The organism is Ruegeria sp. C8 (assembly GCF_056537565.1).
The window spans coordinates 95002-112822 of sequence record NZ_JBQFRV010000006.1 but is presented as its reverse complement, the minus strand read 5'-3'; the positions used below and the strand labels follow the sequence as shown (position 1 = coordinate 112822).

Genomic DNA, 17821 nt, shown 5'->3' with positions numbered 1-17821 from the left:
GCGACCAGACTATCCGCCTGCGGCCTGCCCGCAACCCCCGTCACACCGAAAGGTCCTGCTGATCCCAGATCGCGGTCAGAGAGCGCTCTCCAACCCGGATCAACCGCCCCAGCGTTGCACCTGCTGCAACGGCATCGCCCGCATCTACGGCGCCGGTGACATCGCTCGCAACCCGCGCCAGCGCCGTCATTCCAATCTGATCGGCGATTGCCACCAGCGACTTGGCGCATTTGCGCAAGGCCTCCCAATCGCGCTGCCGCCAGTGCCGTTCGCAATTCGATAAGCGCACGGCCAGTTCCTCGACCGTGCGGCACAGCACGTCCAGCGCGTTCTTGTCGCCCAATTGCCGGTACAGCCCGCTGAGGCGATCCGGATCCAGTCGCACGGTTTCCTTGTGTTCAAGCCTGATTATGTTTTCCACCACATTCACCCTAGTTTCATCGCCCCCACGGCGTGGCATTGATCCTTGCTGTCAATTCCTTTGCAAAACCTTGCGATGAATTTGGATAATGGCTCGAATTTTTCTTGAATTCGGTTTACAGCAGCCTACGCAACGAAAGACGGGAATGCCGAAATGGATTTAGCCAAACCTTTGCCGACCTATCTGGTGAAACGGTATCACGGCTGGAAAGCGACGACCTATTCCGAAAATCAGGTCTGGTATCGGCGTTTGGCGGATGAGGGGCAGCGCCCCCGTGCGATGGTGATTTGCTGTTGCGACAGCCGCGTTCATGTGACCGCGATCTTCGGTGCCGATCAGGGCGAGTTCTTCATTCACCGCAACATTGCCAACCTGGTGCCCCCTTACGCTCCGGATGGGGATCACCACGGGACCAGTGCAGCCATCGAATATGCGGTGACCGCGTTGAAAGTGGCGCATCTGATCGTGCTTGGTCATTCGCAATGCGGTGGGGTGCAGGGCTGTATCGACATGTGCAAGGGTGAAGCTCCGCAGCTGGAAGCAAAAGAAAGCTTTGTTGGCCGTTGGATGGATATCCTCAAGCCCAAGTATGAACAGGTTGCGGATATCGAAGATGGCGTCGAGCAGGCCCGCCAGTTTGAACGTCAGGCCGTCGTTGCGTCGTTGGAAAACCTGATGACGTTCCCTTTTGTTTCCGACGCGGTCAAGAACGACACGCTCAGCCTGCACGGGCTTTGGACAGATATCGGCGCGGGCGGGTTGGAGTGTTTCGACCCCTATCAGAAAAAGTTCGTTCCGGTCTGACGCCCTAGCATCGCGTTAAACGGCAGTTCCATCCAATTTTCTATGATATGCTCCGGACAAAGGAATTACCCTTTGGAGCATATTATGAAATTGATTAAACGCGTTTTTCTTGGCCTGATCGTTCTTGTACTAGCACTGGTCGGCGTCGCGTAGTTGCTGCCCTCAAAAGCTGATGTATCCCGCAGTATCACCATCAACGCCGCGCCTGAGGTGATCTTTCCCTATCTGAACTCGATGCAGCAGACCGAGCATTGGTCACCCTGGTTGCACCGGGACCCAGAGACCAAGCTGACCTATTCCGGGCCAGAGTCGGGGGTTGGGAATATTTTGAACTGGAGCTCTGACGATCCGCAGGTCGGCACCGGATCGCAAGAGATTGTCGCGAGCGTCGAAAACCAAAGCATCCAGACCGCGCTTGATTTCGGCCCGATGGGGACCGCCACAGCCGCATTCCTGCTGCAGCCCGATGAAGATCAGACGCAGGTGACATGGGGCTTCGAGTCTGAGTTGGGCATGAATCCGATGTCTCGTTGGATGGGGGTAATGATGGACCGCTGGCTTGGCCCGAACTATGAGCGCGGTCTGATGAACCTCAAGGTTTTGGTGGAAGGGCAGGGATAGCCCTTCCCTCGGAAACGCCCTTTAATTGCGTTTTGGTTCCGTCGCCAGCCAAGGCTGTTCGACTTTCATCCCCTGATAAATCGCGTGCAGGAAGGTATGTGCAACAACCGGATCGTTAGAAAAGGGTGAGACGTCCAGCTTTCCTTCTCGGATGCCTTCTTTAGCTTCGTAGACAACTGTATTGTTCTTCACGGTCACCAGAACCTGTAGCTCGGCCAGGGTTTCGGGGTCCACCGCCGTCGGATCGTCCGAAAGGATTACGAAGTCAGCTACCTTCCCAACCTCGATCGAGCCCTTCTGATCCTCTTCGAAATGCTGCCATGCGGGCCAAATTGTCATGGCCTTGAGCGCGGTCATGACATCGACACGTTGATGAGGGCCAAGGATGTCGCCTGACCGGGTACGTCGCGTCACTGTCGCGGCCAGAACACGCATGCTGTCGGGCAAAGCGACCGGCGCGTCGTGATGCGTCCCGAACATCATTTCACGCTCTCGTATCCATCCGGTCGGCGAGATATTCTCACCGTTGATCGGGCCGACGGTATGGTCGCGATGCCAGTCTCCCCAATAAAAGGTGTGCATTGGAAAGACAGATGGGAAAACGCCCAAGCGCTTGAAACTGACGACCTGATCCTCGCGCAGAAACTGGCCATGGATCAAAACCGGACGATTTCCGGGGTCGCCGTATTTCATTTGGGCTTCTTCCAGAGCGGCGATCAGCATGTCCGATGCGCCTTCGCCATTGGAATGCACCAGGATCTGAATGCCGTTCTCATAGCACCAGTTCACCGCGTCCTGAAGCTGCTCCATCGTGATCGCGGAATAGCCCGCGTAGCCTGCGGGGTAAGAGCCAACCGGATCGTAGTAGGGACGGTCGCGCAGCGCCGTGAACCCCTGGGGTGAGCCATCAATGGTCAGCTTGCAGCCGCCCACGCGGACCCTATCCGTGTAATCCTCTGAGACATTGCCGCCAATGTAGTCCTGCGCCTCCAGAACGTCAGGAAAGGCAACCACGTCAATGGGCAGTTCGCCAGCGGCTCCAACCTTTTTCAGCACCTCAACGATCTCGCCGGATGACCGGCCCTCTTGCCCGGTGGTGTATCCGAACCGCGCCCAAAGGGCGCTGCCAGCACGGGCAAATTCAGCCAGACCGTCTTCGCCCAGATCGCCAAGAAGAGGCACTAACAAGGCGAAAAACGCGTATTCTTCTAGTACACCGTTGGGTTCTCCGTTTTCATCCCGCTGGATAACGCCGCCCGGCGGTGCCTCGGATTCGGCAGTGATGCCCGCCAGCTCCAGTGCCTTTGAGTTGCCAACACCCAAATGTCCGGATTGGTGGATGATCACGACGGGTATGGTGGTGGAAACGGCGTCCAGATCCTGACGCGTGGGATGCCGCAGCTCGGCGAGTTGCGCATTGTCATACCCAAAGCCAATGATCATGTTCGCGTTTTCTACGGCTTCGGAATTTGCCTCGGCCCAAGCTGTCAGAGTGGCCTGAAGGCTGGCGATATCTGTCACCTCTCCGTCCGGAGGTGCTAGCATGTTGGCCGACAAGGCTTGCAGCCCGCCCATCACAACGTGCCCGTGGCTGTCGACAAATCCAGGCAACATTGCGCGCCCTGCCAGATCAAACGCTGTGGTCCCATCGCCTTGATGCGCGGCCATATCGGCAAGCGATCCAACCGCCAGAATGCGGCCATCCCGGACCGCCACGGCCTCGGCCGAGGGCTGCTCATCATTGATCGTCAGAATGGGACCGCCGGAATAGATCGTATCGGCTATCTCTTGTGATGTCGCGGACAGCGGAGAAAGAGCGGCGAGTATTATGAAAGGAACAGAAAAAATGCGCATCGTGAAACCCTTTGGATGGTTTTCTTAAGGCTATGAATGCAACTTAGCACGGATTGTTGTGTCTGTCCTTTGTATTGAACTGGATCATGGCTGAGCAAACGCAAAGAAAAAGGGCCGCTTCTGACGAAACGGCCCCTTGCGAAGAATATTAACTCAGGCGTCAGCCCTTTTTCAGAACCTCACGACCCAGAAGCTCGGCAATCTGGACTGCGTTCAGGGCGGCACCCTTGCGCAGGTTGTCCGAGACGCACCACAGGTTGATGCCGTTTTCAACGGTCGAGTCCTGACGGATGCGGCTGATGAAGGTTGCGAAATCGCCTACGCATTCGGTAGGCGAGACGTAGCCGCCGGCCTCACGCTTGTCGATCACCATGATGCCCGGCGCTTCGCGCAAGATATCGCGGGCTTCGTCTTCGTCGAGGAATTCTTCGAACTCGATGTTCACGGCCTCGGAGTGGCCAACGAACACGGGCACGCGAACGCAGGTGGCTGTGACCTTGATCGACGGATCGACGATCTTCTTTGTCTCGACAACCATCTTCCATTCTTCCTTGGTCGAGCCGTCTTCCATGAAGACGTCGATCTGAGGGATGACGTTGAAGGCGATCTGCTTCTGGAACTTCTTCGGCTCAACCTCGTTGATCGGGTTGTAGACGGCTTTGGTCTGTTCCCACAGCTCGTCCATGCCCTCTTTGCCCGCACCGGACACCGACTGATAGGTCGAGACAACAACGCGTTTGATCTTGGCGCGGTCATGCAGCGGCTTCAGCGCGACGACCATCTGCGCGGTCGAGCAGTTGGGGTTGGCGATAATGTTCTTGTTCTTGTAGTCGTGGATCGCTTGCGGGTTGCATTCCGGCACGATCAGAGGGATTTCGGGGTCGTAGCGATAGAGCGACGAGTTGTCGATCACCACGCAGCCCGCCGCAGCGGCTTTGGGTGCATAGTCCTTGGTCGCGGCAGAGCCTACAGCGAACAGGGCCATATCCCAGCCGGTGAAATCAAAGGTGTCCAGGTCTTTGGTCGTGAGTGTCTTGTCGCCAAATGTCACCTCAGTACCCAGCGAACGACGGCTTGCCAGCACGGCAATTTCGTCCACGGGGAACTGGCGTTCCGCCAGGATGTTCAGCATTTCGCGGCCCACATTACCAGTGGCGCCGACGACGACGACGCGATAGCCCATTTCATGTCTCCAAAGTTAAGGACGCGCGTTCATAGCCGCGTTGCCGTCGGGACAAAAGGGCTTTTGCGCCGTATTTCGACGAATGACGCCGATTTGAGGCGCTTCACTCGCTCAGCAGGCGCTTGTAGAGGGTCACAAGGGTCTGTGCTTCGCCTTGGATATCGAAATTCTGCTCCACATGGGCGCGGGCGGCCTGTCCGGCCTGAGACAGGGAATCACGGTTTTCCAGCATTTCTGCCGCCGCATTGGCCAGTGCCGGGATATCACCCGGGGTCACCACGCGGCCCAGAGACGGGTCGGTCACAATCTCGGAAAACGCGCCGACATCTGTTGCCACGACCGGAACACCGCAGGCCATCGCCTCAAGCGGGGTGAGGCCGAAACCCTCCCACCGTTGGGGGGCAATGAATAGGTCCAGAACCTGATACCATTCGGCAATCTGGTCGACCGTCACCTCGGGCATAAAGAGGATACGGTCCGACAGGCCCGCCTTGGCGACCTTGTCTTTCTGCTCTGCTAGAAAAACCGTGTGTTTTTCCGTCGCGCGGCCCATGACGATGCCCGAGACGTCCTTGAATCGCGCGCACAGATCAATCATGGCGTCGACGAACGCGTCCGTGCCTTTTTGATGGCGGATACGGCCGTAGCAGCCAAGCAGCAGGCCCTCCGGCAGGCCCAGCCGCGCGCGAAGGGCGGCTTTGTCCTCAGGCGGAGTAAAGTCGTCTAGGTTGATGCCATGCATGATCACCTGCGCGTCCCGTTCCAGATAGCCTGCGGTCTTGCGCGAGGTCGCGACAATCGCGTCCATCTTGTCGATCAGCCATTTGGTGTAGCCTGTGTGCGCCCGTTGCGAAGCGCTAGTAAAGAGCAGCTTCAACTTCAACCGGAACACATTGCGCAGGATCAGGCCCAGAAGCATCTCGGTATTGCGGCGCGCGTGCCAGACCCGCAGCGTGCGACGGGACAGGAAAGGCAGGTGGCCCAGTGGGATATGCGGGATGTCAGCGGGTAGGCCCGGCCCGGTAGCGGCGATGTCGATCTGTTGCACCTGCAAAGGGACCAACCGCGCAATCGTTGCCGTCACGCCCGAAAGCCTGCGTTTGAGATTGGGGGCAATGACGACGGGGTCTTTCACCGGGCTCTCCTGATCGTTGCGTCAGTCGACGCTATCCCGGCTGAATAGATAGATCACGCATCCAATGGCAAGGGTCACGGCGAAAAAGCCGAATATCGCCGTGTAGGGGGCCGTAGGGCTGACGTCGGAAAAGGCGGCGTGAATCTGCCCTGTGGCAAATTGCGCAAGCCCCACCCCGCCGATGCCAAATAGGTTCAGCAAGGTCACGCCGCGCCCGGTCAGATGCGGCGGGATGAAGGCTCGGCCATGGGCCATGATGACAGGAAAGCTCGCGCCCAGAAACCCGATCAGCGACAACATCACGACCGACACCCAGACGGCGTTGTCGACCCACAGGCACAAAAGCCCAAGCGCGACCGCACAGAGGACATTGCCGCCAACAATCACCCATTTGCGGGTGCCCAGAAGACGATCTAGCGGGCCATAAACAAATGTCCCCGCGATCATCGCGGTTCCCATCACCAACGTGGCCGTTCCGATTTGCGTGGTGGTCAGGCTGAACACATCGTTCAGGTATGGCCCCGCCCAAAGCCCGCGCAGTGCAGCCGCCGGAGCGTAAGCGACCAGCATCAAGGGCAGGATGAGCCACAAGGCAGGCTCTTTCAGCAGATCCAGCAAAGATCCTTTGTGGTCGGTCTCGACCTTTTTCGGATCGCGCACGCTGAACCAGATGCCCAAGCCGATTGCGGCGGACAGAACCGCCAACCCAACCATCGTGGCGCGCCAGCCCATCAGCTCGACAGCTAGCGCCGTTGGATAGGACGCAACAAGATTGCCAACCGACCCCACGCCCAGCATCAGCGCCGCCAGCGTAGCAAACCGAGCCGGAGGATACTCGCGTGCAAAGATGAAGTACGAGGCCATCAGAACCGGTGAACAGCCAACACCGATCAGGGCCATCGCGATGCTGACATGCAGAGGGCTGCTGGCGGCGGCAAAAACAAGCGCCCCTCCGGCCCCGCCGATCATCAACAGGACGGATGCGCTGAGCCGTGGTCCAATACGGTCCAGCGCCCAGCCCACCGGCAGCTGCATCGCGGCAAAGACCAGGAACCAAAGTCCCGAAGCAAAGGCCAAATCCTCGGGCGAAGCCCCGATATCACGCGCCAGATCAAGGCTGAGAACGGCAAGGAACGCGCGAAAAAACTGGCTCAGGACATAAGCCAGACATAGTACAACCAAACCTGCCTGCATGAACGGCCCTTTCCTGCGCATTTCCACCGCCCTGATTGGCACGCCGTGGCAAAACGCACAAGCACGTGTACTATGTTGCAAGGGGAGGACAGCGATCACATTCGGGCTAGCTTAACCTCCAATTGGAACAAAGGGGGGACGATGAAAGACCTCCATTCAGATTTTTACGAGTCCCTGCCGCTTTGGCGCGATTTTACCCTTCTGTCGGACCCGGCGCAGTTTGCCTCGGTTCCGGACGATTGGGTTGTGGGTGTTGCCGACATCGTGGATTCGACCGCGCAGATCGCCCAGGGACGGTACAAAACCGTCAACATGGTCGGTGCTGCGGTGATCTCGGCCATGATCAACGCTCTGGAAAACAAGCCTTTCCCATATGTCTTTGGTGGCGATGGGGCAGGCTTCGCCGTGCCACCCAGTGCGGCGGATATCGCGGCTGGAGCGTTGGCAACCCTGCGGCGCTGGGCCGAAGAGGAGTTTGAGATGCCGTTGCGCGCGGCCCTGGTCCCGGTGGCGGAACTGCGCAAAGCCGGGAAAGACCTGAGGGTGGCGCGCTATGCCCCGTCTACCGGTGTGGACTATGCCATGTTCGCGGGAGGAGGTCTGGCTTGGGCCGAGGCGCAGATGAAATCCGGGCACTATTCGGTCGACCCCGCCGCGCCCAACGCGCAGCCAAATCTGGACGGCCTGTCCTGCCGCTGGTCTAACAGCCCTGCGCAGCATGGCCAGATCGTCTCGGTCGTGGTGCAGCCGACGGCTCAGGCGACCGAGCGGGATTTTGCGGATCTGGCGCAATCTGTTGTCACCATGGCCGCCGAACTGGATCGTTCTGGGCATCCGGTTCCGGAAAACGGACCTCCGATGACATGGCCGCCGCCGGACGTAGGTTTGGATGCCCATGTCTCGCGCGCGGGGGGCAATCTGTTTGCGCAAAAACTGAAGCTGCTCGGGCAGAACCTGTTGATCGCCCTTTTGTTTATGACGGGCAAGCGGCTTGGGCAGTTCGAACCCGGTCACTATCGGCGTATGGTCAGCCAAAACGCGGATTACCGCAAATTCGACGATGGCTTGAAAATGACGCTGGACTGTGACCCTGCCACGTTGGACCGCCTCCAGCGGATGCTGGATGAAGCCCGCGGTCGCGGCAAAATCCGCTACGGCCTGCACGCACAGGATGAGGCGATGATGACCTGCTTTGTCCCTTCAGCCATGCGGGACGATCATGTGCATTTCGTGGATGGGGCTTCGGGTGGATATGCAAAAGCCGCCGAGGCGATGCGGCGGTAGCTTACCGGATTCGGCTTTAAACTTTTACTTATTAGTAGCTTACAAACCTTCCCTCTCGGGGCGACTTGAGACTTCCCGCTTTTTCGGCGATGATTCAGCATGTCCGATCAACTCCCCTTGGTGTCGCGATCCCTTCCCATCGCGTTGTTGCGCGCCCGTGAACGGGTGATGGGTCCTATTCGCAAATTGCTGATTGATGCCGGGGTAACCGAGCAGCAATGGCGCGTGCTGCGCTTGTTGAAAGAAGAAGGTGCAAGCGAACCGACTGATATCTCGGAACGGGCATGCCTGTTGTTGCCCAGCCTGACGCGCATCCTGCAAAAACTGGAAGACAAGGGCCTGATCAAGCGCCGCTGTCACCCCAAGGATCGACGACGTCAGATTGTCGAGATCACCGCGAAGGGGGAACAGATCATTCAGGACAACCTAACGGGCATTGTTCAACAGGCCGATCGCATGCGCGCGCATCTTGGTCCCGAAAAGCACGAAACGCTTCTGGATATCCTCAACGAGCTGAAAAACTTCAAAGAGTGAGCCGCTGAGCTAAAACCCCGCCGGAGAAGGTAGGGGGAATTCTCCGGCGGGGTGGCCAGACCCGGGTTGGATTCTGTGCCTGGTCCAAGGCCGTTGCGTGTCGTCTTACCCGACGGCCCGGCCCACGTGTCGGAAGGCGCGTCAGCCCTGAAACAGGGTCTAACACGGGCAAAACTCCTAGGGGGATGGGTGTCTTCGCCTGCCGTCTCCGATACGTTCACGTCCCAATGCCGACATGTTGAGGCGTCCGCAAGAGGTATCTTCAGGTCATTTCAGTCGTATTGATCTTTCCGGCAGAACTTCTGTGCCGGGCAGGTGGTGGGGGTGCCATCAATTCTCAAATCTACTAGGCGATCTAGCGCGATTTTACCTGTTTCCAAGGGATTCATACGCCCAGATGCGCCGCTGCAGGAATTGGGCGGCTTTGCGCCAGATCACGCCGCAGATGTCGGCGTGAACCGGCGCAAAGCTACGGCTTGCCAGTTGCGTGCCAGACGATAAGCTGCGCGGCGCAACACTCAGGGGATCGCCATGCCGTACCTGTTTTCTCTACCCGCACCAATCTCGATCCCCGTGATCGGCGAGCAGGCGACCTATCCCATTGGTCGGATTTTCTGCGTTGGGCGCAACTATGCGGCGCATGCCGCTGAAATGGGTCACGAGGTAGACCGCGAGGCGCCGTTCTATTTCACCAAGTCGTCCGCAAACGCCGTTCTGACCGGAGCGACCGTGCCATACCCGCCAGGCACTGAAAATTACCATCATGAAATGGAGCTGGCCGTCGCCATCGGTCGCCCCGTGTTCCGCGCCACCCCTGCAGAGGCGTGGGAAGCGGTATATGGCTATGGATGCGCACTGGATATGACCCGCCGCGATCTTCAGATTCGCGAGCGCAACAAACAGCGCCCGTGGGATCTTGGCAAGGATGTTGAGAACGGCGCTGTCTTTGCACCTTTGACCCGTGCCGCCGAGTGGTCGCCGGAGGACCGCAAGCGCATTCATCTGAGCGTCAACGCCAAGGTTCGGCAGGACGCGACTTTGAATGAGTTGATCTGGAAAATTGATGAGATCATCTGCCACCTGTCCGGTTTCTATCACTTGCGTCCCGGCGATGTGATCCTGACAGGCACCCCCGCCGGGGTAGGGCCGGTTACAGCAGGGGATGAAATTGAAGGTGGGATAGATGGGTTGGAGCCCATTCACCTGACCCTGACGGACGCAGAATAGAGTCTATTTAGGCTCTTTCAGCCAGTCATTGGCAAATTCGACCGTATCAAGACCGGCAAACCGGCGCAGTCTGTCCAATTCGGAATCCAGTCGTCGCTTGCGCGCATCCGACCAGCGTATCGCGCGCTCCGGCCATAGGGCTTTGACGCGCAGAACGCCGTCGTCCCGATGGGCTTTCATGTCGATCCGGCCAATCAGCTTGTCGCCTTCCAGAAGCGGGAAAACATAGTAGCCATAGGTCCGCTTGGGTTCGGGCACGAAGACCTCGATCCGGTAGTGAAAATCAAACAGCCGCTCGGCTCGGTTCCGGTCACGCAGCATCGGGTCAAACGGGCTGAGAACCCGGATGCGGCCTGTTGGTGCGGGCAGATCGCTCAGACCATCGGTCAGATCGGGGCGGGCAAACAGTTTGCGCAGGCGCCCGTTGACGCAAGCAACCTCGACTTCTTCCAGTGCACCTGATTGCAACCCTTGGGCGCACCATGCCTTGGCCTCAGCCGCGCTGACGGTATCCCAGAACGCGGCCAGCTCACCCGAAGTGGCAAAGCCAAGCCTGTCCAGCGCCGCATTGCACAGCCAATCAACCGTCGCGTCGGCGTCACAGATTAGCTGACCGGGGCAGAGATGCGTTTCGATCACCCGCTCGGTCAGATCATAGCGTTTCTGAAACCCCTCACGCCCGACAACGGTCAGCGTGCCAGAACGCCACAGATATTCGAGCGCGGTCTTGGAAGGGTGCCAATCCCACCACCCGCCAGAGCCCTTCTTTTCGTCCTTCCCCACATCGGACGAAGACACAGGTCCATGATCGCGGATATGACTCAGAACCGTTTCGAACTGCTGTTCGAACCCATCCCGACGCCAGTTCTTCCACCGCGATTTCAGCAGATCCGCATCGCGCTGGAACCGCAGATGCCAATGCGCGTAATACTCCATCGGAATGACGGCTGCATCGTGTGTCCAGTGTTCGAATAGCGCGCGGTCCCGCTCATACAAGCGTTTGAGGTTACCGCTGCGATAGCTGGGCCTGCGCGAGAACAGGATCATGTCATGCGCGCGCGCCACCGTATTGATGCTGTCGAGTTGAACGAAGCCCAGCCTCTGGATCAGATCCAGCAGATCACTGCCCTTGGACCCGCCCGAAGGTGCCTCGGCCAGCGCGTGGCGATCCATGAAGATCGCCCGCGCCGTGCGGTTGTCCAGCCGTTTCAGCGCCACGATATCAGCGCCGTTTCAGCGTATCCCCAAAGTTGACCTTGGGGGTCAGAGTCACGCGGGTCTCGATCTCGGCATTCGGATCGTCAAGCTGCGTGGCGATGATCTTGGCCGCTTGCTGTCCGATCTCAAGCCGGCAGGCATCCATTGTCGCCAGTTTGCGGGGCAGGCCCTGCAGCAGTTCGACGTTGTTGAAACCTGCCAAGCCGATCTGGCCGGGAACGTCGATGCCTTGCTCTAGCAGATACAACAGACCACCCGCGCCGATCATATCGTTGGAATAATACAGGAAATCCAAATCGGGCGAGCGTTCCAGCATAGCTTGCGTCATCTCACGCCCCTTGGCCAGAGCCGAGCCGCCGGAATAGAACTCCCGATCCTCGATCTCGATCCCGTGCTTGCCCATAACCTCGGTGAAACCTTCGAACCGTTTCCGCGCCCGGTGGTCCAACGGCATCTTGGTGCCCATGAAGCCGATATGCTCATAGCCCGCTTTCAGGATTGCCTGCGCCATTTCGCGCCCGGCGCGACGATGAGAGATCCCGACCATCGCATCAACCGGCTTGCCATCGGTATCCATGATCTCAACCACAGGAATTCCGGCCGAATCCAGCATCGCCCGCGCCGCGTCGGTATGCTCCAGCCCGGCAATGATCACCCCCGAGGGCCGCCAAGAGAGCATCTCATACAGCACTTTTTCCTCTTTCTCAGGCAGGTAATCGGTCACGCCGACCACAGGCTGAAGATCGGTGTCCTCAAGCACCTGATTGATGCCGGTCAGAACCTCGGGAAAGACCATGTTGGACAGGGATGGAATGATAACCGCCACCAGATTGACCCGGCTTGAGGCCAGCGCGCCCGCGATCTTGTTGGGCACATAGCCCAGTTCTTTCGCGGCGGCCAAAACGCGGGTGCGCGTCGCATCCGATACATCGCCCCGATTGCGCAGGACCCGGCTGACCGTCATCTCGGATACCCCAGAAGCCTCAGAGACATCGCGAAGGGTAAGCGGGCGTTTTGTTTCTGTGTTCACGGAGGGCACCTGCGTTGTTGTTTTATCTGATGCTAGCGTAAACACCGTGCAGTTTACAACTGTTCAGCACGCCTACAGCAAACCCACAGTAAACCCCATGACAAGCCGAAAAAACAAAGGTAGAGAGGGCTTTGCACGGCCCCGTGGCTCAACTGGATAGAGCAGCCCCCTCCTAAGGGGCAGGTTGCAGGTTCGAATCCTGCCGGGGTCGCCACTGCAGATTCCGGAAATGCCTTCATTCAACGGTGAAAACCTGATCTTAAGGTCGGTGTTCGCGCGATGGCATTTTCCTCAAGCAAAGGTTTGAAATCTGGGTTAGAAATCAAACACGATGTCAATGACTGGCATTGCGCAATACACAGGTACCTTCTTGCCCAGCGGACTAGCCCCTGCCGAACTGATCGCAATCCTTGTCGCCGTGACCGACAACCAGCCGCGTGTCATGACCTTGCGGGGGGGTGAGGCGCTGCCATCGGGGCCGTTCGAATCTTCTCATCGCAGCCTGCAGAGCAGCCTACGTGCCTGGATTGAAGCGCAGACCGGTCATCCCGTGGGGTATCTTGAACAGCTCTATACATTTGCGGACAGGGATCGCGATCCTCGGTCTGGGGATGTAGAAACCTCGCAGCGGATCTCGATCAGCTATCTAGGGCTGGTGCGCGAACAGGATGCAGCCGGGGCAGGGCGCCCGTCCTGGCGCAGTTGGTACCGGTACTTCCCGTGGGAAGACCATCGCGACAGCATCCCCGAAGAAGTGCCGCGCATCGCCGATCGCCTGACGGCTTGGGCAGGGTCAGATCCGCTCAAGGCACAGCGTGTCGACTATCTGTTCGGTCTGAACGGAAAGACGTGGAACGAGGAACTGGTTCTGCAGCGCTATGAGCTGATGTATGAGGCCGGTCTGGTCGACGTGCCCGAGTTTGGCCTGCCCATGGCTGGCGACAATCGCCGTATCCTTGCCACTGGCATTTCGCGGCTGCGGGCCAAGATCAAATATTCTCCGGTCGTGTTCGAGCTGATGCCCGAAAGCTTTACCCTGCTTCAATTGCAGCGCACGGTCGAGGCGCTGTCGGGTCTGCACTTACACAAACCCAACTTCCGTCGCCAGATCGACCAGCAGGAACTTGTTGAAGAAACAGGTGAAATCTCGAGCGGCACCGGCGGCCGCCCGGCGCGTCTGTTCCGGTACCGGCCCGCCATTCTTGAGGCCCGCATGCTGTCGGGCGCAAGGCTGCCTCTGTCCAAATCCTGAGTTGTGCTTGACATAATCTCGAATCGAGAATAATCACAGCTCAAATGTACTCGAATCGAGTATAATTGGAGGAGCCAATGAAAGATTTCCGCCTGCCAGAGTTGTACGATCGGGTTAAGCAAGTCATTCCGCCAGCCGAATGGATGCAGTACGAAGAGGATCTGGAAGCCATCCTCGACCTGAAGCGGCAGAAGAATGCCGTCATCCTTGCGCACAATTACCAAACGCCCGAGATCTTTCACGGTGTGGCCGATATCGTAGGTGACAGCCTGGCCCTGGCGCGCGAAGCCGTTGAGGTCGACGCCGATGTTATCGTGCTGGCTGGCGTGCACTTCATGGCCGAAACCGCCAAGCTGCTGAACCCTGAAAAAACCGTGCTGATCCCGGATATGGGGGCGGGATGTTCGCTGGCGGATTCCATAACGCCCGAAGATATCGTGCTGCTGCGCGAAGCCCATCCGGGTGTACCGGTAGTCACCTACGTTAACACGTCGGCTGCGGTGAAGGCTGCCTCAGATATCTGCTGCACCTCGGGCAACGCAGTGAAAGTGGTGGAATCCCTCGGGGTGCCGCGCGTGTTGATGATACCGGATGAGTACCTTGCCAAGAACGTCGCCAAGGAAACCGATGTCGAACTGATCGCCTGGCACGGGCATTGCGAGGTGCATGAGCTGTTCACCCCAGACGACATTCGGGCGATGCGCGAGGCATGGCCGGGTGTCACGGTGCTGGCCCACCCGGAATGTCCACCCGAGGTCTTGGCCGAGGCTGATTTCTCAGGCTCTACCGCCGTGATGTCGGACTTCGTCGGCGACAAGAAACCGGCAAGGGTTTGCCTTCTGACCGAATGCTCCATGAGCGACAATGTGGCGTTGAAACACCCAGACGTGGAATTCGTGCGCCCGTGCAATTTGTGCCCGCATATGAAGCGCATCAGTTTGGGCAATATTCGCAAAGCGCTGGAATTGGGTCGCCACGAAGTCACCGTCGATCCGGCCATCGCCGACGACGCGCGCCGTTCGGTCGAGCGGATGCTGGCCGTGAAATGATCCGGCTTGAGGGGCTCCATGACCGGATCGCCATCATCGGTGGCGGTATCGCAGGGCTGGTGGCCGCACTGGAACTTGCGCCGCTGCCTGTGGTGCTGATCACCCGGGCCGGGCTGGGGCAGGAATGCTCAAGTGCCTGGGCGCAAGGCGGGGTTGCCGCGGCGCTGGGTGCTGATGACGATCCTGCCCGGCATCTTGCTGATACGCTGCGGGCCGGAGATGGGCTATGTGATGCAACTGTCGCCTCGGGCATTCTTGCAGAGGCCGCAGAGGCGATCGCTGTGCTTGAGCGATACGGCATTCACTTCGACAGGGCGCAGGATGGCACTTTCGCCTTGGCGCGCGAGGCCGCGCATTCCCGTCGACGCATTCTGCACGTAGGCGGTGACCGGACTGGGGCCGAAATCATGTCCGCTGTGACCCGCGCGGTGCAGCATTGCCCCTCAATCACCTGCCTCACGGGCGTCGAAGCCCGGCGTCTTGTGACCGTCGACGGGTGCGTTGCCGGAGTTCATCTGCAAGCGATGGGTCAAGCGGCCGTATTGCGGACAGCTCGGGTCATCATGGCGACAGGTGGCTGCGGGGGTCTTTTCGACGCCAGCACCAACCCGTCCGGCAATTTCGGTCAAGGTTCGGCGATGGCCGCACGTGCAGGCGCAGCTCTGCGCGATATGGAATTCGTGCAATTTCACCCGACCGCACTGGCGACTGACCAAGCACCTTTGGACCTGATCAGCGAGGCGGTGCGGGGCGAGGGGGCAACTCTGATCGACCAGAATGGCAAGCGGTTCATGGCACATATCGCGGATGCCGAACTGGCCCCACGGGACGTGGTGGCCCGCGCTGTGCATCAGGTCATCGCAGGCGGAGGGCGCACGTTTCTTGACGCCCGCGCGGCGCTGGGCGCAGGCTTTGCCAAACGATTTCCGAGCATTCAGGCCCTGTGCGCAGCCCAAGGTATCGACCCCGCGCGCGACCCGATTCCGATACGCCCTGCTGCGCACTACCACATGGGTGGCATTGCCGTTAACCAGACCGGCCAGAGCACGCTGCCCGGGTTGTGGGCCATCGGTGAATGTGCAGCGACCGGCTTGCACGGGGCCAATCGCCTTGCCAGCAATTCTCTGCTCGAGGCTGTTGTAATGGCTCGTCGCGCCGCCAGCGATGTTGCGGCCAGCAAGATGCGAGACCGGGCTTTTGTCCCCAACCCCGCTGCGTTGCCTGATCCCGATCCCGGCGCTGTCCGGCCGATGATGTCGGGGCATCTGGGTGTGATCCGGCATGGGGCCGGGCTGCGGAACGCGATCTCGAACCTGTTGCCGCATGTTCGGTCATGCGAGCCTGCCTCGGACCCGGCCCTCGTGGCGCTAGCAATCGCGGTTTTTGCCGAAAAGCGCCGAGGCTCCTGCGGCGGGCACTATCGTAGCGACTTCCCTGAGCCAGAGACTAATCTGCGATCAACCCTGATGAACCTGACCGAAATCCTGTCGCATGCGGGTTCGGTCGACCAAGAACCCCAGCTGAGGACAGCCTGATCCATGACTGCCATGCCCCTTACCCCGTTGCCGCGCACGATGCTTGAGCCGATGATCCGCCGCGCTCTGGATGAAGATCTCGGTCTGGCGGGCGATGTCACCTCTGCCGCCGTCATTCCACCAGATCACCGATCCGAGGTTGTGGCGCGCGCCCGCCAACCCGGTTGCATCGCCGGTCTGGACTGTGCGGAACTTGCCTTCGCCTTGGTTGATCCGGCCATCACGGTGACCCGCCATGTGAACGACGGAGACTCGGTTTCGAGCGGCGCGCCGATTGCAACATTCCAAGGGCCGTCCCGCAGCCTGTTGATCGCTGAACGAACCGCGCTCAATTTCATGGGCCATCTCTCGGGAATTGCCAGCGCGACCGCTGATCTGGTGCGCCGTGTCGAAGGCACGCGCGCCTCAATCGCCTGCACCCGCAAGACAACCCCGGGTCTGCGCGCGCTGGAAAAATACGCCGTGCGCGCGGGTGGAGGCATGAACCACCGCTATTCCCTAAGCGATGCGGTGCTCATCAAAGACAACCATGTCGCCATCGCCGGAGGCGTCGGCCCAGCCCTGACAAGCGCGAAACAAACGGTCGGACATATGGTCAAGATAGAGATCGAGGTCGATACACTCGCGCAGTTGGAGCAGGTTTTGGAGATCGGTGCCGATGCCGTGCTGCTCGACAACATGACCCCGACCACATTGCGCGAGGCAGTGGGTATGATTGATGGGAGAGCTATCGCCGAAGCCTCGGGCGGGATCACACCTGACAGCGTGCGCGCTGTCGCTGAAACCGGGGTTGATCTGATTTCCATGGGCTGGATCACCCACAGCGCACCCTGCCTTGATATCGGTCTGGATTTCGTCGCAAGTCACCCCTGAAAACACTGACCGCAGAATACTGGACACTGCGGCCTTCGCCGGCCCAGAGGGTAAGCTTCCCCGATATTTGGAATACAACAAGTCATAGAGTCGAGGGTTTCATGGATCCGATTGGACCTGGTCTCTTCTCGTCCAGAGAGGGCGGTCATCCTCAGAAGATGCTTACCCGGTAGGTCTACGTCTTGGATACGTAGGCGATACCAGTGATCATCCAATTGCTGAGAAGTTCTTTGCGCTCGGGACTTTGCGGACGCCGCTGATCTTGTCCGCAGCGAGAACGATATTTTTCTGGTGGTATAGTGGTGATCGAGGTCCTTCGGGACCCGCCGTGTGAAGTACAAGCCCCCTGCTTTCACAAATGAGAAGGCAACGGTTTTGTTCTCCAGCATGTACTACGCCCTTGGTCGGTTCCAGTTAAAGCTGAAGGGAAACAGTAGCTTACCTGTTGGGAATGGTGCCCGGGGGCGGAATCGAACCACCGACACGAGGATTTTCAAATCGATGTGGTAAATTTCGCAGTTTCGAATATCACCCCATCAATACTTGCCGATAGAATGATAATATCATGTTTTAAAGAGATATTTTAACAAGTTTTGACGAAATTTAA

At 59.0% G+C, this 17821-nt stretch carries 17 protein-coding genes and 1 tRNA gene; 10 read left to right on the top strand and 8 right to left on the bottom strand.

What is annotated here, in order from left to right; translation table 11 throughout:
• Window positions 1-40: 40 nt before the first annotated feature.
• A complete protein-coding gene (locus tag ACR0KL_RS10040; RefSeq protein ID WP_170680847.1) occupies window positions 41-430 on the bottom strand; it encodes a hypothetical protein in 390 nt (129 codons plus the stop codon).
• Between the two features lie 144 nt (window positions 431-574).
• Here ACR0KL_RS10040 and ACR0KL_RS10035 point away from each other — a divergent pair, with 144 nt between their 5' ends.
• Window positions 575-1225: a carbonic anhydrase gene (locus tag ACR0KL_RS10035; protein WP_170380271.1), complete on the top strand. Its 651-nt coding sequence runs from the start codon at window positions 575-577 to the stop codon at window positions 1223-1225.
• 153 nt (window positions 1226-1378) lie between these two features.
• On the top strand, window positions 1379-1846 hold the full coding sequence (locus tag ACR0KL_RS10030; RefSeq protein WP_480555375.1) for an SRPBCC family protein: 468 nt from the start codon (window positions 1379-1381) through the stop codon (window positions 1844-1846).
• A 21-nt stretch (window positions 1847-1867) separates the two neighbouring features.
• Here the strand turns inward: ACR0KL_RS10030 and ACR0KL_RS10025 are convergent, their stop codons facing one another.
• The 4 genes from ACR0KL_RS10025 to ACR0KL_RS10010 all read right to left on the bottom strand — a co-directional run bounded on the left by ACR0KL_RS10025 (window position 1868) and on the right by ACR0KL_RS10010 (window position 7212).
• The gene (locus ACR0KL_RS10025) at window positions 1868-3700 is read right to left on the bottom strand and encodes an amidohydrolase (protein WP_480776972.1); all 1833 of its coding nucleotides are present in this window, start codon (window positions 3698-3700) and stop codon (window positions 1868-1870) included.
• A 160-nt stretch (window positions 3701-3860) separates the two neighbouring features.
• A complete protein-coding gene (locus ACR0KL_RS10020) occupies window positions 3861-4883 on the bottom strand; it encodes an aspartate-semialdehyde dehydrogenase (RefSeq protein WP_170380274.1) in 1023 nt (340 codons plus the stop codon).
• 103 nt (window positions 4884-4986) lie between these two features.
• On the bottom strand, window positions 4987-6018 hold the full coding sequence (locus ACR0KL_RS10015) for a glycosyltransferase family 4 protein (protein WP_480542723.1): 1032 nt from the start codon (window positions 6016-6018) through the stop codon (window positions 4987-4989).
• A 21-nt stretch (window positions 6019-6039) separates the two neighbouring features.
• Entirely contained in the window at window positions 6040-7212 is a 1173-nt protein-coding gene (locus ACR0KL_RS10010) for an MFS transporter (RefSeq protein ID WP_480777007.1), read from the bottom strand.
• 141 nt (window positions 7213-7353) lie between these two features.
• Here ACR0KL_RS10010 and ACR0KL_RS10005 point away from each other — a divergent pair, with 141 nt between their 5' ends.
• The 3 genes from ACR0KL_RS10005 to ACR0KL_RS09995 all read left to right on the top strand — a co-directional run bounded on the left by ACR0KL_RS10005 (window position 7354) and on the right by ACR0KL_RS09995 (window position 10257).
• Window positions 7354-8496, top strand: coding sequence for a DUF3095 domain-containing protein (locus ACR0KL_RS10005; RefSeq protein WP_480776971.1), 1143 nt, complete (start codon window positions 7354-7356; stop codon window positions 8494-8496).
• Window positions 8497-8595: 99 nt separating this feature from the next.
• Complete coding sequence (gene hpaR / locus ACR0KL_RS10000) at window positions 8596-9030, top strand: homoprotocatechuate degradation operon regulator HpaR (RefSeq protein ID WP_170380277.1); 435 nt, start codon at window positions 8596-8598, stop codon at window positions 9028-9030.
• A gap of 531 nt (window positions 9031-9561) precedes the next feature.
• Window positions 9562-10257: a fumarylacetoacetate hydrolase family protein gene (locus ACR0KL_RS09995; RefSeq protein WP_170680794.1), complete on the top strand. Its 696-nt coding sequence runs from the start codon at window positions 9562-9564 to the stop codon at window positions 10255-10257.
• 3 nt (window positions 10258-10260) lie between these two features.
• Here ACR0KL_RS09995 and ACR0KL_RS09990 read toward each other — a convergent pair whose 3' ends face one another.
• Together ACR0KL_RS09990 and ACR0KL_RS09985 are read right to left on the bottom strand one after the other, a co-directional pair.
• A complete protein-coding gene (locus ACR0KL_RS09990) occupies window positions 10261-11475 on the bottom strand; it encodes a winged helix-turn-helix domain-containing protein (RefSeq protein WP_480776970.1) in 1215 nt (404 codons plus the stop codon).
• Between the two features lie 4 nt (window positions 11476-11479).
• Window positions 11480-12505 (bottom strand): LacI family DNA-binding transcriptional regulator, encoded by a 1026-nt coding sequence (locus tag ACR0KL_RS09985; RefSeq protein ID WP_170680800.1) that lies wholly within the window; start codon window positions 12503-12505, stop codon window positions 11480-11482.
• 137 nt (window positions 12506-12642) lie between these two features.
• Between ACR0KL_RS09985 and ACR0KL_RS09980 the strand changes: the two genes are divergently transcribed.
• From ACR0KL_RS09980 to nadC, 5 genes are all read left to right on the top strand, one after another.
• Window positions 12643-12719: transfer RNA gene (locus ACR0KL_RS09980), tRNA-Arg, on the top strand.
• Between the two features lie 123 nt (window positions 12720-12842).
• Window positions 12843-13757, top strand: a complete 915-nt coding sequence (locus ACR0KL_RS09975) for an NUDIX hydrolase (protein WP_480555378.1) — start codon at window positions 12843-12845, stop codon at window positions 13755-13757.
• A 77-nt stretch (window positions 13758-13834) separates the two neighbouring features.
• Window positions 13835-14806 (top strand): quinolinate synthase NadA, encoded by a 972-nt coding sequence (gene nadA / locus ACR0KL_RS09970; RefSeq protein WP_170680803.1) that lies wholly within the window; start codon window positions 13835-13837, stop codon window positions 14804-14806.
• Window positions 14803-16341 carry an L-aspartate oxidase gene (locus ACR0KL_RS09965; protein WP_170680806.1) on the top strand — a complete coding sequence of 513 codons (1539 nt, stop codon included), beginning with the start codon at window positions 14803-14805 and terminating at the stop codon, window positions 16339-16341. Before nadA ends, ACR0KL_RS09965 begins: the two co-directional genes overlap by 4 nt.
• 3 nt (window positions 16342-16344) lie before the next feature.
• Window positions 16345-17214 carry a carboxylating nicotinate-nucleotide diphosphorylase gene (gene nadC, locus ACR0KL_RS09960; protein ID WP_480555380.1) on the top strand — a complete coding sequence of 290 codons (870 nt, stop codon included), beginning with the start codon at window positions 16345-16347 and terminating at the stop codon, window positions 17212-17214.
• Here nadC and ACR0KL_RS09955 read toward each other — a convergent pair.
• Window positions 17205-17603 carry a DUF6538 domain-containing protein gene (locus ACR0KL_RS09955; protein WP_480555382.1) on the bottom strand — a complete coding sequence of 133 codons (399 nt, stop codon included), beginning with the start codon at window positions 17601-17603 and terminating at the stop codon, window positions 17205-17207. The two genes, nadC and ACR0KL_RS09955, sit on opposite strands and share 10 nt — an antisense overlap.
• Window positions 17604-17821: the final 218 nt, after the last annotated feature.